The 25,795-nt window shown below is 29.0% G+C and carries 20 protein-coding genes and 1 other annotated feature; of the genes, 6 read left to right on the top strand and 14 right to left on the bottom strand.

Annotated elements, in window-relative coordinates; genetic code table 11:
* Positions 1-467: 467 nt before the first annotated feature.
* The 6 genes from L3B98_RS17470 to L3B98_RS17445 all read right to left on the bottom strand — a co-directional run bounded on the left by L3B98_RS17470 (position 468) and on the right by L3B98_RS17445 (position 7,622).
* Positions 468-1,871 carry an FAD-binding oxidoreductase gene (locus L3B98_RS17470; RefSeq protein ID WP_238917691.1) on the bottom strand — a complete coding sequence of 468 codons (1,404 nt, stop codon included), beginning with the start codon at positions 1,869-1,871 and terminating at the stop codon, positions 468-470.
* A gap of 3 nt (positions 1,872-1,874) precedes the next feature.
* Positions 1,875-3,065, bottom strand: a complete 1,191-nt coding sequence (locus L3B98_RS17465; RefSeq protein WP_077359955.1) for an electron transfer flavoprotein subunit alpha/FixB family protein — start codon at positions 3,063-3,065, stop codon at positions 1,875-1,877.
* 41 nt (positions 3,066-3,106) lie between these two features.
* Positions 3,107-3,895, bottom strand: a complete 789-nt coding sequence (locus tag L3B98_RS17460) for an electron transfer flavoprotein subunit beta/FixA family protein (protein ID WP_238917690.1) — start codon at positions 3,893-3,895, stop codon at positions 3,107-3,109.
* An 80-nt stretch (positions 3,896-3,975) separates the two neighbouring features.
* Complete coding sequence (locus L3B98_RS17455; protein ID WP_275298446.1) at positions 3,976-5,493, bottom strand: L-lactate permease; 1,518 nt, start codon at positions 5,491-5,493, stop codon at positions 3,976-3,978.
* 440 nt (positions 5,494-5,933) lie between these two features.
* Positions 5,934-6,626 (bottom strand): FadR/GntR family transcriptional regulator, encoded by a 693-nt coding sequence (locus L3B98_RS17450; protein WP_015390491.1) that lies wholly within the window; start codon positions 6,624-6,626, stop codon positions 5,934-5,936.
* Positions 6,627-6,782: 156 nt separating this feature from the next.
* Positions 6,783-7,622: a patatin family protein gene (locus tag L3B98_RS17445; RefSeq protein ID WP_238917689.1), complete on the bottom strand. Its 840-nt coding sequence runs from the start codon at positions 7,620-7,622 to the stop codon at positions 6,783-6,785.
* Between the two features lie 409 nt (positions 7,623-8,031).
* On the opposite strand from L3B98_RS17445, the gene L3B98_RS17440 reads away from it, so the two are divergent.
* On the top strand, positions 8,032-10,701 hold the full coding sequence (locus L3B98_RS17440; RefSeq protein ID WP_238917688.1) for a cation-translocating P-type ATPase: 2,670 nt from the start codon (positions 8,032-8,034) through the stop codon (positions 10,699-10,701).
* A 75-nt stretch (positions 10,702-10,776) separates the two neighbouring features.
* Here the strand turns inward: L3B98_RS17440 and L3B98_RS17435 are convergent, their stop codons facing one another.
* The 4 genes from L3B98_RS17435 to L3B98_RS17420 form a co-directional block, all read right to left on the bottom strand.
* A complete protein-coding gene (locus tag L3B98_RS17435; protein ID WP_238917687.1) occupies positions 10,777-11,349 on the bottom strand; it encodes a hypothetical protein in 573 nt (190 codons plus the stop codon).
* A 42-nt stretch (positions 11,350-11,391) separates the two neighbouring features.
* A complete protein-coding gene (locus L3B98_RS17430) occupies positions 11,392-12,840 on the bottom strand; it encodes a DUF4173 domain-containing protein (protein WP_238917686.1) in 1,449 nt (482 codons plus the stop codon).
* Between the two features lie 212 nt (positions 12,841-13,052).
* Positions 13,053-13,262 (bottom strand): helix-turn-helix transcriptional regulator, encoded by a 210-nt coding sequence (locus tag L3B98_RS17425; protein WP_015390486.1) that lies wholly within the window; start codon positions 13,260-13,262, stop codon positions 13,053-13,055.
* A gap of 89 nt (positions 13,263-13,351) precedes the next feature.
* Positions 13,352-13,813, bottom strand: coding sequence for a DUF2975 domain-containing protein (locus tag L3B98_RS17420; RefSeq protein WP_077359943.1), 462 nt, complete (start codon positions 13,811-13,813; stop codon positions 13,352-13,354).
* Between the two features lie 188 nt (positions 13,814-14,001).
* On the opposite strand from L3B98_RS17420, the gene hydE reads away from it, so the two are divergent.
* Entirely contained in the window at positions 14,002-15,051 is a 1,050-nt protein-coding gene (gene hydE, locus L3B98_RS17415; RefSeq protein WP_015390484.1) for a [FeFe] hydrogenase H-cluster radical SAM maturase HydE, read from the top strand.
* A 126-nt stretch (positions 15,052-15,177) separates the two neighbouring features.
* On the opposite strand, the gene L3B98_RS17410 is transcribed toward hydE, so the two are convergent.
* Positions 15,178-15,906, bottom strand: coding sequence for a DUF3298 and DUF4163 domain-containing protein (locus L3B98_RS17410; protein WP_238917685.1), 729 nt, complete (start codon positions 15,904-15,906; stop codon positions 15,178-15,180).
* A 352-nt stretch (positions 15,907-16,258) separates the two neighbouring features.
* Between L3B98_RS17410 and L3B98_RS17405 the strand changes: the two genes are divergently transcribed.
* Positions 16,259-17,197: a polysaccharide deacetylase family protein gene (locus L3B98_RS17405; protein ID WP_238917684.1), complete on the top strand. Its 939-nt coding sequence runs from the start codon at positions 16,259-16,261 to the stop codon at positions 17,195-17,197.
* A gap of 14 nt (positions 17,198-17,211) precedes the next feature.
* Here the strand turns inward: L3B98_RS17405 and L3B98_RS17400 are convergent, their stop codons facing one another.
* On the bottom strand, positions 17,212-18,237 hold the full coding sequence (locus L3B98_RS17400) for an anti-sigma factor domain-containing protein (protein ID WP_238917683.1): 1,026 nt from the start codon (positions 18,235-18,237) through the stop codon (positions 17,212-17,214).
* A gap of 426 nt (positions 18,238-18,663) precedes the next feature.
* Between L3B98_RS17400 and ispF the strand changes: the two genes are divergently transcribed.
* On the top strand, positions 18,664-19,140 hold the full coding sequence (gene ispF, locus L3B98_RS17395; protein WP_015390479.1) for a 2-C-methyl-D-erythritol 2,4-cyclodiphosphate synthase: 477 nt from the start codon (positions 18,664-18,666) through the stop codon (positions 19,138-19,140).
* Positions 19,141-19,226: 86 nt separating this feature from the next.
* Here ispF and L3B98_RS17390 read toward each other — a convergent pair whose 3' ends face one another.
* Entirely contained in the window at positions 19,227-19,901 is a 675-nt protein-coding gene (locus L3B98_RS17390; RefSeq protein ID WP_015390478.1) for a hypothetical protein, read from the bottom strand.
* A 305-nt stretch (positions 19,902-20,206) separates the two neighbouring features.
* Between L3B98_RS17390 and L3B98_RS17385 the strand changes: the two genes are divergently transcribed.
* The gene (locus tag L3B98_RS17385; protein ID WP_015390477.1) at positions 20,207-20,611 is read left to right on the top strand and encodes an HNH endonuclease signature motif containing protein; all 405 of its coding nucleotides are present in this window, start codon (positions 20,207-20,209) and stop codon (positions 20,609-20,611) included.
* A gap of 72 nt (positions 20,612-20,683) precedes the next feature.
* On the opposite strand, the gene L3B98_RS17380 is transcribed toward L3B98_RS17385, so the two are convergent.
* Complete coding sequence (locus L3B98_RS17380) at positions 20,684-23,065, bottom strand: methyl-accepting chemotaxis protein (RefSeq protein WP_238917682.1); 2,382 nt, start codon at positions 23,063-23,065, stop codon at positions 20,684-20,686.
* A gap of 298 nt (positions 23,066-23,363) precedes the next feature.
* Positions 23,364-23,629: a binding site (T-box leader), on the top strand.
* Positions 23,630-23,786: 157 nt separating this feature from the next.
* Here L3B98_RS17380 and thrS point away from each other — a divergent pair.
* Complete coding sequence (gene thrS / locus L3B98_RS17375) at positions 23,787-25,718, top strand: threonine--tRNA ligase (protein ID WP_238917681.1); 1,932 nt, start codon at positions 23,787-23,789, stop codon at positions 25,716-25,718.
* Positions 25,719-25,795 lie beyond the last annotated feature (77 nt).

The following is a 25,795-nucleotide window of genomic DNA, read 5'->3' as shown; positions in this document are numbered from 1 at the left end:
GGAAGCAGGCATGTGAAATTGAACTGATGATGGTTGTTAAGCAGATAAGTGAAAGTCCAAATCTATGATTTGGTTTCTTGAACTTAGTTAACTCATTCATGAGTTAACCTCCTTTAAAAAACTGATTTGGTGTGAATCGCTTACTCAGCGAACGAACGTGAGTCGAGTTTCCTCTAAGGTTGTTTCATTTTCTGCTTGTCATAAATTTACTTTAGGAACATGCAGAAATGGGTGCAACCTTCCGCTTAGAACCTTCCAGCGAAAATTTCACTAGTCCTGTGGAAGATAAATGTATCTGATTTCGGTAATTGTTGCATAAGTCTAATTCTCGCTTTGAATATCTATAAATTATATTATCAACGAAAAAAGAGTAGTTTAAAATACTAACTACTCTTTTTCACTAAACTATTTATTATATTATCACATAATATTCTTAAGATACTTTTCCAGAACCAATATATAATACTTTATTCACATACTTTTCCTGGATTTAATATATTTCTAGGATCAAATGCTAATTTTATTCCTTGCATTATATTTATACATTTATCAGGTAGTGATTGCTTTAGGTATCCTTTTTTAGCAAAACCTATACCATGTTCTCCAGAAACTTGTCCTCTTAATTCTTTAGCTTTGTCATACATTATTTGCATAACTTCACTCAATTTTGCTTTCCATTCTTCTTCATTTAATTCATCTCTTAATATATACACATGTAAATTACCATCTCCAGCATGTCCAAAACTCTTTATTCTAACATTGGCTTTGCTTTCTAGTTCATGTGTAAAGGTAACAAACTCTCCAATCTTGTTTCTTGGCACAACAACGTCAACCTCATCCATTTCAGTTGTTAATGCTTTAATTGCTTCAAGGAAACATCCTCTAGCTGACCATATAGATTCTTGTCTTTCTTCTGTATCAGAAATAAGTACATCTAATGCTCCTGATTCTAAACATATTTTCGCAACATTTTCATAAGCCTTTTCAATTTCTTCTGTGGAATTTCCATCGAAAGTTAATAATAAATATGCATCCGAAGATTTATCAGGGAAACTCTTTCCTAAAAACTCTTCTGCAGCTAAAATAGCTTCTCTTTGCATAAATTCTATAGCTGTTGGTATAGATTTTGACTTAATTATTTTAGGAACAGTTTCTATTGCTTTTTCAAGACTCTCAAATGGAACTAAGAGACTTAAAGCCTTTTTAGGAAGTGGCAATAATTTCAAAACTGCTTTTGTTACTATTCCTAAAGTTCCTTCTGAACCAATCATTAAATCTTTTAATGAATATCCAGAACTATTTTTAACAACTTTTCCTCCAAGTTCTACTATTTCTCCATTTGGAAGAACTACCTCAAGACCTCTTACATAATCTCTTGTAACTCCATATTTTACCGCTCTCATTCCACCTGCATTAGTACTTATATTTCCACCAATTGTTGCAGATTTCTCACCTGGATCTGGAGGGTAGAATAAATCAAACTCCTCAACATATTTTCCTATATCCATTAAAAGTACTCCAGGTTCTAAAGTAAGAGTTAAGTTTTCATCATCTAGTTCTAAGATTCTATTCATCCTGCTAAGGTCAATAACAATTCCACCTTTAAGAGGAACAGCTGCACCTACAAGCCCAGTACCAGACCCCCTTGGAGTAACTGGAATATTATTTTCATACGCATATTTCATTACCTTTGAAACTTCTTCTGCACTAGTTGCCTGAACCACTATGTCAGGCATCTTTTTTATTCCACCTAATTCATCATGACTATAGTCTTCATTTATTTGGTCTTTAAAAAAGACTCTTTCTTTATCATTTTCTGCTATAGACAATATATATTCATAATCTTTTAATTCAACTTCTTTGTAGCTCATAGTTTATGCCTCCTTAGCAAGTTTTATTTTTTCTATTAATTCTGGAATTACTTCATACATATCTCCAATAATTCCATAATGAGCAACCTTAAATATTGGTGCCTTTTCATCTGTATTAATTGCAAAAATATAATCTGAATTATTCATTCCTGCAGTAAACTGAACTGCTCCTGAAATACCGCAAGCTATTATAAGTCTTGGTCTAACGGTTCTTCCACTTAATCCAATTTGTCTCTTAGCATCAATCCATCCTGATTCAATAAGCGGTCTAGTACATGCAAATTCTGCATTTAAAGCTTTTGCTAATTCTTTTAACATCTCTAAATCTTTTTCTGACTTAACTCCACGTCCTGCTGCAACAATTACTTCTGCATCACTTATTCCAACTTCTGAAACTTTTTTCTTTATTTCAAGTGCTTCTATTCCTGAATTTAATTTTTCTTTATCAATATTACAATTGACTATCTCACCAGTTATCTCTTCACTTCTCTTAGGTGCTGTCATAACTTTATATCTAACAGTTGCTAGTTGAGGTCTAGAGTTTGGTGTGATTATTTGAGCCATTATATTACCACCAAAAGCTGGTCTTATTTGAACAAGATCTGTATTTTCCTTAATATCTAGAATTGTACAATCTGCTGTAAGTCCAGTCTTAAATCTTGCTGCAATTCTTGGTGCTAAAGATCTTCCTATTGTTGTAGCTCCTACTAATAAAGCGGTTGGCTTAACTTTGTTTATAAAATCTTCAAATGCTGCTGTGTACGGTTCTATTCTAAAGTATTCTAATGCTTTATCGTCATACACAAAAACTTTATCAACACCATAGTGTAAAAGTTCTTCTGCTTTATGAGAAATATTATTTCCAACAAACACTGCATAAACAGGGTGATTTATTTTACCTGCTAATTCTCTAGCCTTCCCAATTAATTCATAAGTAACTGGATGTATCTCACCCTCAACATGGTCAACATATACACCTATTCCATTCCATGCACTCTTATCTATTTCTTTAACTTCATCTTCTATATATTCAACTGCACCTTTAGGACCTTTCTTAACGCAAAGCTTACACATTTTACATGCTCCATTTATTTCAACTTTGCCAGCATTATTTTCAAGAGCGCCAAAAGGACAAATTTTTATTAACTCTTCAATATTTGTTATCTTATCCTGATTTACAACTAATTTTGCCATAATCTCTTCTCCTCCATCGACTTATTTCTTATAAACCTTAATTAAATAAATTTAAGTTCTTTTAACTTGCTTCCAATTTTATCACTTAATTCACTAGAATTTCCTGTCCATAGTTCCCTGTCATTATTAACTTCTGGTGGAAAAATTCTTTCTACTTGAGTAGGAGAACCATTTAAACCATAATTCATTTCATTCTTATCATCCAATTCATTAAGACTTAACACTGTTATTTCTCTATCTTGTGTATCTAATTTCCTCTTATAAGATGGTAGTCTTGGCTCAAAAATCCCTTTATCAACAGTGATTAAACAAGGATATGCTATTTTTACTGTCTCAATACTTTCAGGCATGTCCATCTCAACTGTAATAAATTTATCTTCTATTTTCACTATTTTTTTAACATTTGCCACATGAGGTATGTTAAGCCACTCTGCCATTTCAGGACCAACTTGAGCTGTATCACCATCTGTGGTCTGTTTGCCACAAATTACAAGTTCGAAATCTCCCATTTTTTTAACTCCTTGAGCTATTGTGTATGAAGTAGCTAAAACATCAGCTCCTCCAAATTTTCTATCTGATAGTAATGTTCCTCCATCAGCACCCATTGTAAAAGCTTCTTTTATTACACTCATCGCTTGATTAGGTCCCATACTCAAAACCTTAACTGTTCCACCTTCATCTTCTTTAATCTTCAATGCTGTTTCTAAAGCATATAAATCATATGGATTCATTTTAGAATCTATACCATCTCTCTTTAATACACCAGTATCTGGATCAACTTCAACTTTTGAAGTTCCTGGTACTTGTTTAATACATACTAAAATATTCATTATATTTTTCCTCCTAATAATTTATATTTAAATTTATATATTACACCTTGCGGTGATTAAAATTTATCTGCGTTTATGTTTTAAAATCCCAATATTGATCCACCGAAAAATACTATTATTCCAGAGATAACTATGTATACTACACAAACTTTTAATGCTGAATTTAATATTTTCCCCTCATTTCCTATTAAACCAGTTGCTGCTGTTGCAACTGCTATACTTTGAGGTGAAATCATCTTTCCAGCTGTAGTTCCAAGTACATTACCAGCTGCAATCCAATATGGATTAGCTCCAATAGCATTTGCTACCTGAACTTGTAGTTGACCAAAGAGTATATTAGCTGATGTGTCACTTCCGGTTATAAACGTTCCTAGCGCTCCTATTACTGGAGCAACTGCTGGATAAAATCCTCCAGCCACTAATACCAATACCTGCGCTATCGAATTTATCATCCCACTGTATCCCATTATCTTAGCTAGAGATACAATTGAAACTATTGTTACAGCAGATTTTGTCATCTGTCTAAACGTCTTCACCAAAACTACACTTATCTCTTTTAACTTATATCCTTGTAGTAAACCACCTAAATAAGTTGCTATAATTATCAATACTCCAGGCGTTACAATCCACGAAAAAGTATCTGGTTTTGCTCCCTGTCCTGTATAAATCAATATTGAAGTTTTTATTTGAGATAATGGAGTATATATCGCTTTAAAGAGTGGTGAGCATATCATTACGAATAGAAATACCAATACAAATGGTAGCCATGCCATAAAACCTTCTTTAAAAGTAACATCAATTTCTTTTTCATCCTTTTTATCATTGTAAAATTTCTTTGCCATAAATATTGTTACTGCAATCGAAACTATTGATCCAATTACTGCTGGTAATTCAGCTCCAATAAATTTAGCTACAAGTATCTGTGGTACTGCAAATGCAACTCCAGATGCTAATGTAATTCCAAAAACTCCTTTTATAGCTTTTATACCATTACCAGTTAAGGAAACTAATATAAAGGGAATTAATATTATCATTATTGTTAGCTGAACAGTTGTTATGTAAGATAATTGACCTACATCTAAACCTGTAACTTGAGCTAATGTAGATACTGGTAGACCTATCGCACCAAAAGCTGTTGGTGTAGTATTAGCCACTAAACAAATAATTGCAGCAAAGACTGGTTCAAACCCTAGTGCAGCAAGTATACTTGCTGGAATTGCAACTGCAGTTCCAAATCCTGCAACAGCTTCAAGAAATCCTCCAAAGCCCCAGGCAAGTATTAATACTAAAATTCTTTTATCACTTGTAACACTTGTCATAATCTTTTTTATAATTTCCATACTTCCTGTATAAATGGATAAATTATAAGTGAATACTGCACCTATAATTACGAGTACTATTGGCCATAAAGCTGTTGCAACACCTTCTAAGGTTGCCGTAATAGCATTTGTAATATTCATCTTCAAGATAATTACAGCTATTAACACCGTTATTAAATATCCAATAGGACAGGCCTTGTATCCTGGAATTTTAAGCTTTCCAAGAGAGACCATGAGCCAGACAATAGGAATACATGCTAAAAAAAATGATAAATACAATTGAACTCCTCCCTTTTATTATATCATACCAATTTCAAATTGGTAGTACCAATTTCACTTTTTATTATATCGACCAAAATATTAATTGTAAATAATAGTTATATAATTAACAGAAAATGTTTACATAGAAAAATCCACTTATTTTTTTATGCTTCTCGTTTTTTCAATACAGCACAGGCATTGTTATTATTTTAACTTTTCAAAAAAATTTTTTTAGCATAATATTTTAGTTGTGCTTGTTATTTTTTTGTATAAAAAATAACAAGCATATCTGTAAGTTTATTTTTCATCAATTCATACTGGCAAATTCACCTTATTAGGTCTCACATAAGTGCCAATTGCTTGATAAAAAATATCCATCACAAATATAAACTTGTTATTTTCTTTAATATTTCTAAACTATCTCCATATTTAATTTATCTCTTAATCAACTATACTATTTACTCATCATAGTCATATGCTTTTCTAATTAAATTGAAATGTTCCTTCATAGCATTATAAACTTTAGCTTCATCTCTACTTTTCAATGCTCTAAATAAATTTTCATGTATTTCTAATAAACTTTCCTTTGTGTTACCTACATGTAAAATTTGCATTCTAAACTTTTTAATGAATTCATCCATTAGCTGCGAAATAACCTCTAGAACATTAATTAATAATACATTTCTCGAAGCTTTTGCTACTATATAATGAAACTTAATATCCAGTTCAAGACTTTCTTCTTCACTTTCTGCAAGATACATTCTATCTAATATTGCTGCTAAGAGTGCAAGTTCATTATCTTGTATATTCTTAGCTGATAACCTAGCACACTGTAATTCCAGAGATTCTCTTACATCAAACATTTCCCTTGGAGAGCTTTCTTGTAACATAAACATAACTGAAAGTGGTTCAAATAATGAATCTTCAAAATTAGTTTTTATATAATTTCCCGCTCCACGTCTACTTTCCACTAAACCAATTACTTCTAACGCTCTTATAGCCTCTCTTATAGATGTTCTTGATACCCCAAGTGATTCTGACAGCTCTCTTTCTGATGGTAATCTATCTCCTTTTTTTATTTCCCCTGATTTTATTTTATTTTTAATATCATCTATAACTTGATCATATACTTTTGGATTCTTATTAGGCATAATTATTCGTATCTCCCTTACTTACATTCAATATATCTATTTATTTTCATTGAATATTATACATCAAAGACAATCTAAATCCTATAATGACTTATATATTTGATACTCCTCTTTATACCATAAAAAAGTAATATACTCTACTGCTTCTTTACTTGATTATATATATTTAAGTATTTTTTCTTTATTATTTACAATTAAATCATATCCATTTTGGTATATTGCCTTTAACTTATTTTTATCTCTTTCGAATCTATCTATATTCATATCTACTGTTGGTCTTATTATCATTGCATCTCCATTTTCTTCTAATTTCTTGCAGAAATCAAGCTGTTCATTATATTTAATATGCCTGTCTCTTAATACATTTGCCAACTTTGGATACTTATTCTTATATATTCTATAAGTTAATTTATTAGTCTTGGATTGTGTTTTTCTATACCCTTCATTTCTAGTCAACACAATTATGTTCTTATCATTTCCATCTTCTATTGATTTCTTAATTGGTATAGGATCAGAAAGCCCTCCATCCGCATAGTAATTTCCATTAATCTTTTCAAATGGAAATACCAAAGGAATTGCTATACTTGCCCTAAGTATAGAATTTCTTTTATCTAATAATTCCTTATCAAAATATTCTACTTTTCCAGTTTGAATGTTGAAAGCACCAGCTAACATTCTCCCATTAAATTCATAAAACGTCTTATAATCAAACACGCAGTGTTTATTAGGTATCTCATCAAATACAAAATCTAAATCCATTAAAGATTTACACCTTATTAAATTTCCATAACTAATATATCTTTTATTATCCATAAATCTTTCCATTATTTCTAAATTTCTTCCCCTTTGCTTAGAAACATAGGAATAAGCATTTGTAGCCCCAGCGGATACTCCAACCACATATTTTAATTCTGCTCTTATATCTAAAAGAGCATCTAATACTCCAGCTGTAAATAATCCTCTAAAAGCTCCACCTTCAAGTACAAGTCCAGTCATAAATTACTCCTCCACCTTCATTTAATTACTTTATTATACTATAAGTATAAATTATATCCATAATTAACTATTTTAAATTAATAAATATAAAAAATAAAGTATAACCAGTTATTTTATTATTTCCAGCACACTAAGCGTTATAAAATAACCTTTTAAACAATTATTATTGACCTTTAATTATTTTTATATTATACTAGTATAAACACTTACTTTATATTAAAGGGGAGTAGTTATAAATATAACATCAACAATCGCGGCTAAATTTTTAGTCTGGTGTTATATACCTTTAAGGTAACGAGACTTTTAATATAGCTTCAAAATCGAAGTTATATTAAAGGTCTCTTTTTATTTATAACTTCAATAAATAGTTTTTATCTAAAATATCTAATTCGAAAGGAAGATGTAATTTATGGGAAAGTATTTTTCTAAAACTACAGAGGAAGCATTGAAAAACTTTGATGTTACCTTATCTGGTCTGACAAGCACAAGAGCTTCAGAAATTTTAAACACAGTTGGAGAAAATATTCTTAATGAAAAAGAGAAGAAAAGTATCTTCTCTGTATTCATAGAACAATTTAAGGACTTATTAGTAATCATTTTAATTATCGCTGCTATTATTTCAGCTATGACTGGCAACATGGAAAGCACCTTTGTAATTATTGCTGTTATAATTTTAAATGCTATTTTAGGAACTATCCAATATGTTAAAGCTGAACAATCCTTGGATAGTTTAAAAGCACTATCTGCACCTAATGCTAAAGTTATTAGAGATGGAGTTAAAATCGAAATACCTTCTAAAGATGTTGTTCCTGGTGATATATTAATCTTAGAAGCTGGTGATTTAGTAGTTGCCGATGGTAGAATTTTAGAAAATTTCTCTCTTAAAGTTAATGAAAGTTCACTAACTGGTGAATCAGAAAGTGTGGACAAATTCTCTGAGGTTATTGATAAAGATGAAGTCGCTCTAGGTGATCAAAAAAACATGGTTTTCTCTAGCTCCCTAGTTACATACGGTAGAGCAACAGTTCTTGTTACTAATACTGGTATGAATACTGAGCTTGGTAAAATAGCTTCTCTTATGGAGTCAACTCAGGAAAAGACCACTCCACTTCAAGCCTCTTTAAATGATTTTTCTAAAAAGCTTGCTATAGCAATAATGGGAATATGTATAATTGTATTTGGATTAAGCATCTACAGAGGTACTGATATTTTAGATTCTTTAATGTTTGCCGTTGCTCTTGCTGTTGCTGCTATTCCTGAAGCTCTTAGTTCAATAGTTACAATAGTATTAGCCATAGGGACTCAATCAATGGCTAAAGAAAATGCAATTATAAAGAAATTAAAAGCTGTTGAAGGGCTTGGATGTGTATCTGTTATCTGTTCAGATAAAACTGGAACCTTAACTCAAAATAAAATGACTGTAAAGAAAATTTTTGTTGATAACAAATTAATAGATGCTAATAAGATAGATACAGATAATTCTGATGTAAGTTTTCTTTTAACTAGTTCTGTACTTTGTAACGACTCAACTTCTATAGATGGAAATGAAATTGGTGACCCAACAGAAGTTGCTTTAGTTAACTTAGCTCATAAATATTCTATAAATGAACTTGACTATAGAAATACCCACGAGAGGCTTAAAGAAATTCCTTTTGACTCTGACAGAAAGCTTATGAGTACCCTTCATAATATTGATGGAAAAAATATAATGATTACTAAAGGTGCACTTGATGTATTATTAGATAGAGTTACTTCAATAAAGACATCAAATGGTACAAATACCTTTACCAATAACGATAAAATCAATATAAACAACACTAATAGAGAACTTTCATCGCAAGGGTTAAGAGTATTAGCTTTTGCTTATAAAGAACTTGCTGAAGATAGAGAACTTTCTTTAGAGGATGAAGACAACTTTACCTTCCTTGGATTAATTTCAATGATTGATCCACCTAGAGAAGAATCTAAAGCAGCAGTTAGTGATTGTATTAAAGCGTCTATTAAACCAATAATGATAACTGGAGATCATAAGATTACAGCTTCTGCTATTGCAAAAGAAATTGGGATCCTACAAGATGGTGATTTAGCCGTAGAAGGATTAGAACTTGATAAAATGTCAGATGCTGAACTTAACTCTAAATTAAAACATATATCAGTTTATGCCAGAGTCTCACCTGAGCATAAAATAAGAATAGTTGAAGCCTGGCAGAACAAAGGTAAGATTGTTGCTATGACTGGAGATGGTGTTAATGATGCGCCAGCACTTAAACAAGCTGATATCGGTATTGCAATGGGAATAACCGGTACTGAAGTTTCAAAGGATGCAGCTTCAATGATATTAACAGATGATAATTTTGCTACTATTGTAAAATCAGTTACTAACGGGAGAAATATTTATGCTAATATAAAAAATTCTATTAAATTTCTTCTTTCAGGTAATATGTCTGGAATACTTGCTGTACTTTATTCGTCACTATTAGCACTTCCTGTTCCATTTGCAGCTGTACATTTACTATTTATTAACCTTTTAACAGATAGTTTACCGGCTATTGCAATAGGTATGGAAAAATCTAAAAGAGATGTTTTAAAAGATAAACCTAGAGATGCCAATGAATCAATATTGACTAAAGATTTTATTACTGATATCTGCTTACAAGGTTTGCTTATAGGGATATTCACTATGACTTCATATCATATAGGACTAGCTACTGGCAATCATGGAATAGCAATGACCATGGCCTTTAGTACCTTATGTTTAGCAAGATTATTCCACGGATTTAATTGTCGTGGTAAAAAATCTATTTTTGCTCTAGGAGTTTTTAGTAATAAATTTAGTTGGATAGCTTTCATATCAGGCGTTATACTAATTAATGCAGTTTTACTTATTCCTGTTTTACAAGGACTATTTGAAATAACTCCACTGACTACTAATGAAATGCTATTAATTCACTTGTTAGCTTTTATCCCAACTTTAATAATACAAATAGTTAAAGTTGTTAGAGATTTTATTGAAACAAAAAATGAAACAATTAATTCTAATAATATTGATAATGATAAAACTAAAGCCCATGCTGCTTAAATAATAATTAAGCATATAAAAATAAAGAATTCTTTTAATGAGAATTCTTTATTTTTTAATGTATAACATAAATGTCTATTTTTCTCTAAGTTTACTTTCCTTAAAGCCTTGCTGAGTTGGATTCCCTGGTTTTGCATCAAAATCCATTGGGAGATATTTATTATCAATTATTTTTTCATAATCAATGTCAGAAAAATAATTACAAAAATTAATTTCAACATAAATCAATTTGTTATATTGTTTATCTGTCAAAGCATAAATGTAACCTTTATAACTATCAGCATAGACTGCACATACTGGATAATTAAATCCTGTTGCATTATATATCAAATAATTCTTAGAAGAATCTAACTTTGCTAGTCTATCTATTTCTGTTTTATAATCTTCATCATTACATGAGTATACCAAATATGATACATAATTAGGATCAAACGGATCATAATAATAATAGTAAAACTCTTCAATTTTAGCAGAACTAGGAACCTTGTATGGAAATATCTCATTATTATGCTGTCCATTTTGACCAAAATATTTACTATAGTTAGAAATATTCGTTGTTTTATACTTTTCTCCTAAAAGTACAGTCCCACAACCACTAAAGCCTATTATAACTACAATAATCAAAAAACATAATAGTATTTTCCTCATTTACACTACCTCTCTTGAAATATTATAAATATTCTATACTTTCTATTTAGTCATCACTTTGTCAATTATCTCTCTTCCCTTGTAGTTTGCATAATTCCATTCCTGCCACGTTCTTTCTTCATATACCCTATTTTTATATTCATTTATTATCGCTTTACTATTCTTATCTATAATAGATATTCTAATTAGAGGTTCAAGCGCCGAAACACTCAAATCATCAAATGCACCTATAGTGTTCACTTGTCCTGTTTCATATAACTGTGCATCATATTCTCCAATTCTATAATCAATATTTGCATAATTTAAGCCCAAAAACATAATTGTAAAAATAATAAATAAATTTTTAGTAAGTTTAAATTGATTATAAAATGTCTTAATTCCTATCAATACTAAAGCTATACAACCTAATATTAAAAACCAAGATACATAAACACGCATAATTGTAATCCCATAAGCATTAATGTAAAGCCACATTTTCGAAAATGCTGAAATTACTAAAAATAAAGTAAATGCAATAAGATAAAACGCAAATCCATTAATTGTAAAGCTTCTTTTCTTATTTTCTTCAGCATTAGTAAACATTGTTAGCACTATAATTAAAATTAAATTTATACCACCTAATGGAATGCATTCAAAAAAGCCCTTTCTTGCATATGCTGCAAAAGTATAATCTGAAGGTAATATTCCTTTAAATGCAGATATAAAATAAGTTAATTGAGATAAACAATAGATCATATAAACAACACAAAGGAAGCTAGCAATTGTAACAACAATAATAAAATCAAATTTTATATTTTTACTTCTTTCTTTCTGTTCATCTACACTTTCCCTTTTATTTCTAATTGTATAGAAGAAACCATTCAATGGGAAAAATATAATTACAAAGCATATTAATCTCTGTAATATCCATGTTAAATCAAAATTAAATTTATTGGATATCAGCTCTATTACACCATTAAATGCTGCATCAGTATTCATTAAAAGTAATGTCGCAATAAACACTATAGGAAAACCAATTACAAGCCCTATTGCAATCTTTAAAAAAATCTTATTAGACTCTTTAGACCTTGCTTTTATTGTTTCATTAATTATATTAATAGGTTTACTAATATTCTTTATTGGCATAAATAAGCCTACTGGAATTATTTCTAGAAACCATCTAAAGGATAATGGATTATACGAATTAATTCCAAATTGTTGACTTGTATGTAATACAATTAGTCCATACAAAAATAGTATATTAAAAAACTTAAGCAAAGCATTATCAAAAAACATGAAGCATAACGCTGTCATAACTATTGGTATTAGTAATATATTGTTTTTAATATCTTGCTCAATTTTTAACATTTTACTTTGCCAAAAAATCAAAATATAATAACTAATTACAGCTATAGGTACAGCTATTCCCCATCCACCAAAAATCAAAAGTTCCATAAATAATATAGTACCAATAGTTGCTGCTATCATAGCTTTTCCATCTTGTCCAATCATATAATTTACTCCTTATTCTCTTAATTTGATTGTTATATTTAAGTTCTGTTGTTGCAGGAAAGTTCCGTTGTTGCATAAATGATCCGTATTGCAGCATAGCTGCTCTTTTTATTTAAGTTCCGTTGTTGCAGCATAGCTGCTCTTTTTATAAGTTCCGTTGTTGCAGCATAGCTGCTCTTTTTATATGTGTAAATCTTTCTAATTCAATTTTTCTAATCTTCCTTTATATATTCTAATAAATCTCCTGGCTGACACTCTAGCACTTCACAAATTGCATCTAATGTTGAAAATCTAATTGCCTTTCCCTTGTTATTTTTTAATATAGATAAATTTGCAAGTGTAATTCCAACTTTTTCTGAAAGCTCATTCATGCTCATTTTTCTTTTTGCCAGCATAACATCTAAATTAACTATTATAGCCATTTATATCACCTCTTCTAATATGCGTAAATCAGTTATTGTTGCTCCTTTTGCTATGAAATTTTATTGTAAGATACAACTTACTACTTTTTCTATATAGTTAATTCATTTTCTCTTTGTATTTCAACTGCTACTTCTACTAGCTTATAAATAATCGTTGAAATAAGTGAAACCATAAAAGCCCCTACAGCAATAGTAATTGTTCCAAGGGTTGCACTTAAAAATACACATGTATATAGATAACAAATAAAAACGAAAATTGAACAAATACTAATACATTTCAAACTAAAAATACTACTATCCGAAAATGGTTCACGTTTTATAATATTCTCAGCCAATTTTTTTGTCATCCATAAAATTATCCAGGTTGGTATACCAGTTAAATACAGTAGTACAAGTATTGAAGTATGATTTACTATAGAATAGAAAGTGCTTTCATTAAATATAATCGGCATTACCCAAGGTAAACCAATTATAACTGCTGTTAAAACAATAAGTCCCAAACTAATAATTACGTATAAAATTTTACTTAAAAAATCTGCTTTTAATTTCATAATTTCTCACCTCTTGTTTATTATAGTATGATTTATTTTGCATTTCAATATATTTTTATCGAAAAACAATATATTTTTATCGATAATATATATTATAATTTTCTATTATTTCTATTGTTCCATTAATAAATTCTATAGTATACTAATAATAATCACATGTTATATTCAAATTTAACTTAGGAGGATATATGATTAAACTTATTGAAAAAGCTAAGACTACACATAATTTAAATGAAAGTGAAATATTACAATTATTGCAAAATGATGATATAAACCAAGAATTATTTAAAGCCGCTGATGATGTTCGCCAAAAGTATTTAGGTGATTTTGTTCATCTAAGAGGATTAATTGAATTCACAAATATATGTAAAAGAAATTGTTTATATTGTGGCTTGAGAAGAGATAATAAAAATATTGAAAGATATAGATTGACTGAAGAAGAAATTTTAGATTTTGCTAAAAAAGCAGTTACTTATGGCTATAGAACCCTTGTACTCCAAGGCGGAGAGGATGATTTCTTTACAATTGAAAGAATGACTAAAATAGTACAAGAAATTAAGAAATTAGGTGTTGCTTTAACTTTAAGCTTAGGTGAAAAGACTTATGATGAATATAAAGCTTTTAAAGCTGCTGGCGCTGATAGATACTTAATCCGTATTGAAACCACCGATAAAAAACTATATGAAGCTATGGATCCTGAAATGAGTTTTGAAGAAAGATTAAATTGCCTTAATAATCTACGTGATTTAGGCTATGAAGTTGGAAGTGGTATTCTAGTTGGTCTTCCAAATCAAACTCTTGAATCTATTGCTAAAGATATATTATTCTTTAAGGAAATTAATGCAGATATGATAGGTATAGGACCCTTCATTCCAAATGAAGATACTCCTTTAAAAGACGCAGAGGGTGGAAACCTTACTCTAGCACTAAAAGTTATGGCTTTAACTAGATTATTACTTCCTGATATAAACATTCCTGCAACAACAGCAATGGAATCTTTAGCTCCTAATGGAAGAATAGTTGCTCTTCAAAGTGGTGCAAATGTTGTAATGCCAAATGTAACTGAAGGCGAATATAGAAAGCTTTATGCTCTTTATCCTGGGAAAATATGTACTGGAGATACTCCAGCTCATTGTAGGGGCTGTATAACTGGTAAAGTAACTGGAATTGGAAGAATAATTTCAGATGGCTATGGCTTCAGAGGAAACCAAAATACTAATGCTCATGATAAAAATTAAAACGTACTATAAAACCCTATAACGCATAAAAAGATGCCCATATTAATTTACTGGCATCTTTTTCCATTTAGCTTTTTACTCTGAATATGTTTTCGTTATTAATTTTTCATAACAATTTAACTTCATTTATGTATAAATATAATTGCTATCAAATACCTTCAAAGGAATTTTAAATTCTGGAAATCCAAATACATATGGAGCTAATTCATACAATTGATAATAAATAACAAGCTCGCCATCTTGTATATAGAAATTTTGATTTTCTTTTATACCTTTAAATACATTTCCCGAATCAAAATAGTTTTGAGGATTTTCCTTTATTTCTCTTTTTATTTCTTTATTGATTATATCCATATAATTATATCCAGGAGCAAATAAATCTTTTAAAAACAATAAATTTTCTGTACTTTTATCTATTGTGTAGGAACTCCTTATGGTCATACCATGAGCCCCTCCCAAATATTCATAATAATCATTAAATAAGCTGAGCACTTTATTATTATCTTCAGATACTGTATATCTTGAAAAAATTTCATATGGGAAAGTTGGTTTTTCTTGTCCGATCTTGCCAAAGTATTCTTTTGCTGTTTTCTCTGCATCATTTATTTTAGGCAAAATATCATCATTAATCGTATTATTAATTATATTTACCCTTTTTTCATCATTTCCACCTATAAACTGAGGTATTTTTATGTCTTCTTTTAGATAATCTGAATTTTTCTCTATAGACTTTTCCACAAGCTTAATTTCGCTTTGACCATTAATCACACAACTTATACACAAATTCTGTGGATAAGCTGTATATAACATTGAACTTGCTACAATTATTCCAGCTATATTAGTTAAAATGCCCATATAAACACCTCCTAGAATTTATACATTTTATGACTTAATTTAATTTATATCCACAAATATCATATGTCATATTATGTCTATTAACACTTTTATAACAGGTTATCCACAAGCGACTGTGGACAATGTTAATAAGTTGTACTATTTATATATTATGCTACTCTTTTTATAATATTATTCCTTTAATATAATTGGATAATAACCACAATTCTTAATTTTGCATTCTTGTTAATCCTATTAATTGTATACCTTATTAAAAAAATCAAAATTCCTATAATTTTTCTTGTAATTTAGGATATAATTATAGATGAATTACATTTTCAATTCAAATGATAGGAGGTCAAATGGTTTATTTATGCCTAACTTAAAAGATTTGAACATAATTTATTTTTTCAAAAAAATATTAAGTAAAAAATATGCATTAATTTTTATATCCATTATCTTACTTGCTATAGTATGTTTCTCTATCAGATATTTTAATAATAGTTCATCTAAAAATGAATTAGTACATAACAATGATTTGGAAAGCAAATCTGTGGATAACTCAAGTGCTCAACTTTTCAATAAAATGATTAATGAAGTAACCTCCAAAAAAGCTAAATTAAATAATGTCATACTAACTAATGCTAATACAGGCATACCAGTACTATATTATCATTCTGTTACAGAGCCAGCTACCAATGAAGTAATAATAACACCTGAAAAACTTAAAGCAGAACTTACATATATAAAAGACCAAGGCTACATAACCCTTACTATGAAAGATTTAAAAAATTATTTATTAAATCATTCACTTATTCCTGAAAAAAGTATACTTATTACCTTTGACGATGGGTATATGGATAATTATTATAACGCCTTTCCTATATTAAAAGAATTAAATATGAATGCTACAATATTTTGCATAACTTCTAATTTAGATGGCAATTATTATTTATCAAAAGAAGCAATAAAAGAAATGTCCACATATGGAATTGATATCGAAAGCCATACTATTAATCATCCACATCTCAATAAACTCACATATGAAGACCAATTAAAAGAATTAACGGAATCTAAAAAAACTTTGGAAGCAATAACTGGTAAAGAAGTTACTTCAATCGCTTACCCTTTCGGAGATTATAACGAAGATAGTATAAAAGCAGCCAAAAATTCAGGATATACTTTTGGATTTACCACAAATAGAGGCCTTGCAGATAAAGATGATAATTTTTTCAAACTTGATAGAATTTATATTAGTTCCACATATGACATGGATACTTTTAAAGATGTGTTAACTAAAACGAAAAAATAGCCCTAATTTTAAGGCTATTTTTTCGTTTCATCTTCACTTTGATCCTTTGGTAAGTTTTGTTGATTTCCTGAATTATTTATAATTATTGGCACTTTATTTTCAGAAATAACTTTATTGGTTTTAATAAGTGTTCCATATTTTAGTGGTTGACCACTTATTGTCATAAGAGTCTTTTTACTTAAATCTATCATTTGATTTTTCACAGCATATTCAAAGGTTTTAGATATAGCTTCATCTATATCTTTATTTTCAACATCTATGTTGTTAATAAGCTCTTTTCCCTTTTCCGTTGGTGAATACATATATATCACTTTGTTAAATTTATTAATATGTATTTTTATATTGGAGCTTGTCTCAATGACAATTGTACTTTGCGTTGTCCTATATTGAATAATAATACCACTCCCAATAAGTATAAGTACAAATAATAGAATAGATATGTGAATCCTATAATTTCTAAAAAATCGTTTTTCTTTACCTTCTGCTATTTCTCCAACACTAACTTTATCACTAGTCTTTATTTTAAAGAATTCACCTTTAGACGTCAAAATATATACAGCTCTGCCTACCAATTTTACTGCTAACCCTTTATGTATTTTCTCATTCTTATTTGAAATATTAATAACATTGTTATCTTCCTTTAATTTTATTCTAAGTGAATCTTGCAAACTCTTATAATAAGGATTATTTAAAACTATGTAGTATGCTAAAATATAATCTCTAAGTTTTTCTAAATATTCAGGTTTAAGCCTTGTTAACTTACTTAACTTCCCTATAGGCAAGTCTTTCTTTTCAATAACCTTTTGTAATATTTCCTCATCACTTATTATGTAGTATGCAACATTTAAAGATACATTTCTATCATTTTCTCTCAGTGGAAAATTAACTAAATCTTTAAGTAAAACATTATATGTATTTAATTCATTTAAAAATAAAGATATTTGCTTGGTTTTATTGCTTTCATTTCCATCTCCTAGTACCATCATTGATGGAGCCGAAGCAAATACATATCTATCTTTCTTAAAGCCTAATCCATCCATATAATTAACACCTCTTTAAAATATTAACCCTTTATATATCTATTTCATACTATGTTATTATAGCATATAAAGCCCTTCATTAATAAAATATTATATACTTAAAATTAATATTTTGGAGATTATTTATGAGAGCTAAAATAATTTATGTTGATTTTAAAAGAAAGCACAGAATTTCTTTTATACATTTCCTTTTAAATAAAGTAATTAAACTCATTACTATTAGGTTTAATGTTAAAATTCCTAACTCACAAATAGTTAATTCTTATAAAATTAGTCGTATTTCAAAGTAATACGTATTCAACTAACTTCTATATAATTATTTTTTATATAATCGCATAGCATATTATGTTAAAATAAATAAAGTATATATATTGCAAATATAATTTTGCAATATATATAATAATTATTTGAATGAGGTGTTATTATATGCGAGTAGGCTTAGGATATGATGTTCATAGATTAGTTGAAAATAGAAAGTTAATTTTAGGTGGAGTTGAAATCCCATATGAAAAAGGATTACTTGGTCATTCTGATGCTGATGTTCTTCTTCATGCAATAATGGATTCTTTGTTAGGTGCTTGTGCCCTTGGAGATATTGGTAAGCACTTTCCTGATACAGATAGTAAATTCAGCGGCATATCTAGCCTTTTATTACTTAAGGAAACAGGAAAACTAATTTTTGAAGCAGGATATGCAGTGAATAATATAGATGCTACTATAATTGCACAAAAACCAAAAATGTTACCACATATTCAGAATATGAGAGAAAATATATCTGAAGCTCTTAATATAGATCTTGATAAAATTAATATTAAAGCTACTACTGAAGAAGGTCTTGGCTTTACTGGTGAAATGCTTGGAATTTCAGCTCAAAGTATAGCTTCTGTTGAAAATATCAAATAAAAACTAAGTTTTTAGGGAAAGTTTACTAAGAATTAAGTAAACTTTCCTTTCATATTTATTTCATAACCTATTGCTCGACTATTATTCTAATATACCTCACTTAATTTTTTTCGCAAAACCTCTTTAAATAACTCACCTTTGTCAGAATTACTTATTGCAAATTTACAAACCTCTCTCCATTCCTCTATAGTCATCCCTATTTTATTTTCAAATTCTTTTTCTGTAGACGTTATCAAAGATGAGGATATTACAAATTCACCTACTTCTTCTGGAGTATTAAAAACCTTTATATATATAAAACGTTGATTATTACCTATCCATCTTCTATTAAAATCAATTATAAATTTTTCTAATTCCATTTTGATTCTATCATGTGGAAGAGCCCATAAGCTATTAAGGAAATCATAGTCTCTACGCATGTTTATCGCTGTTTCCCTTGTTATCTTTTTTGCTTTTTCACCTTCCTTAGAAATCTTATCAATTGTCATGTGTGGAATTTGTGAAATAATTCTATCTTTCCCGTGTACCCATCTGTAAAAAGCTTCTTGCAAAAATGGATATTGAAGATAGCCTACTAGACCTTTTATATTTGGAACATACCCCCACATGTTGTGTATTCCATTTTTCTTTCCAAATAATATTGTGTGAAAGTAAACACTCTTCTCTGTCGGCAGCTTTTGCATTAATACATGTGCTCTTCTATTTTTGTTTTCTCTTAAAACGTTTTCCCAATAATTAAACGAATTATAATTCTCTTTCAATTTATTCACCTTCCTACTAAAGATTTAATAAAATATATTAATATAACTTATAAACCCTTTTTAGGGTTCACTTGGCACAATATGAATTTGAATTTCCTAATATTATAATATCATTTTTTCTTCCATTTTATTGATATTTTATAAATTTTTATCATATTGATTAAAATTGCTATTTCCTATTGATTAATTTATAATAATAACTGTTAGTAACTGAATATACTTATATTGATTAATATAATTTAAAATATTTTTTACCCTTTATGTATTTATAAATATATAAAGCAGAATCTAAGGAGGATTAAAAATTGTCTTTATGTGAAATATGTAATGCCGAAGCTGATATACATCATATTGTTCACAGAAGTGAAGGTGGCTTTGATATAGAATTAAACTACAAATATTTATGTCCGTCTCATCATAGAGGAAAATATGGCCCCCATCAATCCAAAGAGGTTGATCTTAGATATAAATTAGATCTTCAAAATAAACTATATTTTATACTAAAAAAAGATTATTATTCTTTTAAAGAATTAGCTTTAGAATTAAATATTCCAAAAAATACTCTAAAACGAATAACTAGAAACTTAAAGCTTTATAAAGAAGGCTTTAAGAAATCAGAAGTAATTTTTATAATAATGGGTGAAAAATTTTATACTGAAGAAATGATTGTTAATCTAACTTTAGATAAACTGATTGAAGATAATTATTAGACTTTATTTAAATTTATTATATCTAATAAGGCTATCTGCTCATTTTATAAGCAAATAGCCTTGTACTTTCAATTAGGATATATTAAATTCATCATCGTCATCATCAAAACCTACTGATTCTTTTTGTTTAATATAATCTTTTATCTCTGTTACTTTAGTGCCCCCCCATCCAAAATCCTTTAGCTGTAAATCTTCTTCAAACTGCTCCAATTGATATATATCTAAGTCTTCTAAATTTTCTATCAAGGGTAAATCTAAGTTTTCATAATAACTAAGAGTATTATTAATAACTTCTTCTTTTTTTAGTTTGTTATCTAATATAGAAACTGAATCTTCTTTATTAACTTCATCATTATTAACTTTTTCTAAAGAACTTATGCTTTCAATACCTATTTTTTCATCTTTCTTATCTACAGTTATTTCAGCATTAACTTCATTTTTTTCAATTTTAAATAATTTTACTTTTTCTATCAGATCATCAGCCCTATTCAATAGTAAATTAGAACTATTACTAACCTTTTCAGCAAATATTGCTAGTTCCACGGATGAATCTGTAACTTGAACTAAAGAATTAGATGTATTTATTATTTCTTCTGACAAATCACTGACAGTATCGACGATTAAATCTTTGTTATTGCTAATATCATTAAATAAATCGTTAATATTTGTAACCTTAGGTGCAATTTCGCTAACTAGTACAGCTATCTCAGCAAACGAACTTGATGCATTGTAAACTGCATCTTTTTGTTTCTGCAATTCACTATCCATATTATTAGATTCTTCAACAAGTTTTTGTATTATTTTCATAAGTCTGTTTATTATTTTACTAATATTTTGTGCTGATTCTTTACTTTTATCTGAAAGCTTCTTTACTTCCAACGCTATAACATTAAAGCCTCTTCCAGCTTCTCCTGCACTGGCAGCCTCAATTGCTGCATTGAAGGATAGAAGATTTATTTGTTCCGAGATTCCATTTATAATGTTAGTAATTTCATGAACATTTTTCATGTCCCCTTGTATATATTCAATACTAGTTGAAAATCTTTGAAAACTATCATTAACACTTACAATCCCATCATTTAGTTGTTCAATATCTCTTGAACCTTCAAAAGATTTATTATTTATTATAAAAACATCTTCACTTATTAAATTAACATTATCTTTAACTAGGTTTATTTCATCTCCAAAAATTGATAACTTGTTAGATATCTCTTTGAAATCACAGCTTTCCTTATTTGTACTTATTGCAACTTCTCCTATGGATGCTGATATTTCTTCTGTAAGAACCGCTAATTGTTCTGATATCTCATTTAAGGACAATGATCCAGTCCTTACAACACTAGCATTTTCCTTTACTGACTTTATCATATTACCAACTGATTCCTTTGCTTGTCCTACACTTATGCATATAGAACTTATTTCATCATTAACACTAATGTATTTTTTATCTATTTGAGAATAGAAATCTCCATTAGCAATACTATCAACATAAGTTTTAGCTCCATTTAATCTATTTATCACCTTTATTGTAAATACAATTATTAATATAGCTATTAATAATATCATAACTACAGTTACTATTGCATCGATAAAAGCCAAACTATTTAATGCACTTAATAAATCTTTTTCTTCTACCGTTATTCCTATTGAAAGTCCTGTTTTTCCAATAGGACTATAGGTCATATACATAGCTTTACCATCATACATATATTTTCCTATTCCAGATTGATCTCCTATAGTCATGCTCTTTCCTATGTTGTTTAAATCATCTAAAGATGCTTTATCTGATGTTATGTTTGTAATATTTTTATTTTCACTTACTAGGCTTTCATCTGCTGCTACTATATAATTTCCATTGTTATCTACAATTATTGAACTTCCTGTCTTTAAAAAACTTATTTCACTATTTATCTTGGAAAAATCCATGCAATCCTTCATTGAAGTAATAATCCCAATTATGTTACCTGCTGAATTTTTAATTGGCACTGAATATGATATTACTTTCTTTTTCGTATTAGGATCTACAAATGGATTTGTTATTGCAGCTTCTCCTTTTATTGATTTGATAAAACTTTGAGTTGTCTTTACATTCTTTTTATTCCCTGATATATCAATTGCTTCTCCATTTTGATTACTTATACTCATATCTAGTTGGTTAACAGCTTTTAAAGAAGCTTGAAGAACTTTAACTTTTTCTTCTAATTGTATATTTTCATTACTAATTATAGGATTACTTGCTAAGACCTCTAGATTCTTAATTTCACTTTGAATTTGATCATCAGCTCTCGATGCAGCTATCTTGGTCATCTCTGACATCACATTCAAATTACTTTCCTTTAATGAATTACTTGCAAACTTATAGCCTAGAACTGCTAATGCTGTAAATGCAATCAATAACATTGGTACCAAAAACATAATGATCTTAACTTTTATACTTTTTATTTTTTTATTCATTGCTGCCTCCTAAAATAAATATATGAAAAATATGCCTAATTCTTATATCTTTCTGCACAGCCTAATTGTAGTGTACTTGTATAAATTCCTCATTAAATCCAAATTAACTCTCGTTAATTAAATGTTAAACACACGTTAACTTTACTAATTTCCCCTTAAAATTATTTAATTCAATTCGATATAGTTTTCCATTTTACTTTAAATATATCTTTATTTCTCAATTATGTTTAATATAATTTTTTTTATTAACTTGTTGACATAGAAAAATACAATGATTATAATAATAACTATTAATAAAGTAAATACGTTGATGAGGACAGTAAGCTAAAATCTTATTTTTCAGAGAGAGAATATGCTGGTGTGAGTATTCTTAGATAAATTTAGACTGAAAACCACCTCTGAGTGACTCTAATAAAGTCCGTTATTATCACGTTACGATAATTTTAAGTGACCTATTTTATTAGGTTATTTGGAATAGTTTTTATGCTTTTACATATAAGCTATTTTAATTAATCTTTCTTTAGGTAATTAGAGTGGAACCACGGATATCACTTCGTCTCTATATTTTAGAGACGGAGTTTTTTTATATTTAAATATATAATTATATAATTCAAAGAAATCACGCAGTGATTTCATCCAAAACTGTAAATTGCCCACAGAATACCCTAAAGGGCATAAACTGTTAACTCATAACTGTTAACTGAATTAAGGAGGAGTAAAAATGATAAAAGTAACTTTAAAAGATGGTTCAATAAAAGAATTTGAAGCTGGATTATCAATTTATGAAATTGCTAAAGCAATTAGTGAAGGCTTAGCTAGAAATGCTTGCTGTGGTGTTATTAACGGAAAAGTAGCTGATCTTAGAACTGAAATTAATGAGGATGTTTCTTTAGGCATATGTACATTTGATGATCAAGAAGGTAAAGATGCTGTAAGACACAGTATATCTCATGTATTAGCTTATGCAGTAAAAAGATTATTCCCTGAAACAAAATTAGCTATAGGACCTTCAATTGCTAATGGTTTCTATTATGATTTTGATAGAGAAACTGCTTTTTCTGCTGCAGACCTAGAAAAGCTTGAAGCAGAAATGCAAAAAATTATTAAGGAAAGTCCTGAAATTACAAGATTTGAACTTCCAAGAAATGAAGCATTAGAATTAATGAAGGATGAGCCTTATAAAGTGGAACTAATAAATGACCTTCCTGAAGATGAAGTAATATCTTTCTATATGATGGGTGATTTTACTGATTTATGTGCTGGTCCACATTTATTATCATTAAAGTCAGTTAAAGCAATCAAGCTTATTAGAAGTGCTGGTGCTTACTGGAAGGGTAATGAAAAGAATAAAATGCTTACAAGAATTTATGGTACTGCTTTCTTAAAGAAATCAGATTTAGATGCTTACTTAGAAGCTGTAGAAGAAGCTAAAAAGAGAGACCATAATAAACTTGGTAGAGAATTAAAATTATTCACAACTGATGAAAATGTTGGTCAAGGACTTCCTCTATTAATGCCAAAAGGAGCTAAAATAATTCAACTACTTCAAAGATGGGTTGAAGATGAAGAAGAAAAAAGAGGCTATGTTATAACTAAAACTCCACTTATGGCTAAGAGTGATTTATATAAAGTTTCTGGTCACTGGGATCATTATAAAGATGGTATGTTTGTATTAGGAGATGAAGAAAAGGACGATGAAGTATTTGCATTAAGACCAATGACTTGTCCATTCCAATATACTATATACAATGCTGAACAACACAGTTATAGAGATCTTCCAATAAGATATGGTGAAACTTCTACTTTATTTAGAAATGAAGCTTCAGGAGAAATGCATGGTCTTATAAGAGTTAGACAATTCACTTTAGCTGATGGACATTTAATTGTTACACCTGAACAATTAGAAGAAGAATTTAAAGGTGTTCTTGAATTAATTCAACATTTAATGACTACACTTGGAATTGCAGATAAAATAACTTATAGATTCTCTAAATGGGATCCAAACAATACTGAAAAATATATCAATGATCCTGAAGCCTGGGATAGAATTCAAGGTATAATGAAGACAATTTTAGATCACTTAGGAGTTAATTATACTGAAGCTGATGACGAAGCTGCTTTCTATGGTCCAAAGCTTGATTTACAATTTAAAAATGTTCATGGTAAAGAAGATACTTTATTCACAGTTCAAATCGACTTTGCATTAGCTGAAAGATTTGATATGAGCTATATAGATAAAAATGGAGACAAGAAACGTCCATATATAATCCATAGATCTTCAATTGGATGCTATGAAAGAACTTTAGCAATGCTTATAGAAGAATATGCAGGGGCATTCCCTACTTGGCTTTCTCCAATTCAAGCAAAAGTATTACCAATCTCTGATAAATATAATGATTATGCAGAATCAGTTGCAAAAGCATTAAAGAACAGAGGCGTTAGAGTTGAATCAGATTACAGAGCTGAAAAAATTGGATACAAGATCAGAGAAGCAAGACTTGAAAGAACACCTTACATCATAGTTGTAGGTGAAAAAGAAGCCGCAAATAATGAAGTTTCTGTAAGAAGCAGAAAGAATGATGATGAAGGTGCTATGAAGCTAGATGCATTCATCGAAAGAATTGTTGCTGAAATAGCAAATAAAGAAAGATAAAGCTAGTAATAATCTATCTTTATGAAATAATCAAAATAAACTAAAAGGACTAAACCGAGTTACTATCAACTGAAAAA

The sequence above is a fragment of the Clostridium sp. YIM B02555 genome (assembly GCF_022320955.1).
In the GTDB taxonomy this organism is placed as follows: domain Bacteria; phylum Bacillota; class Clostridia; order Clostridiales; family Clostridiaceae; genus Clostridium; species Clostridium saccharoperbutylacetonicum.
The sequence above is the reverse complement of the archived record's forward strand: the minus strand, read 5'-3'. Positions and strand labels throughout refer to the sequence as shown.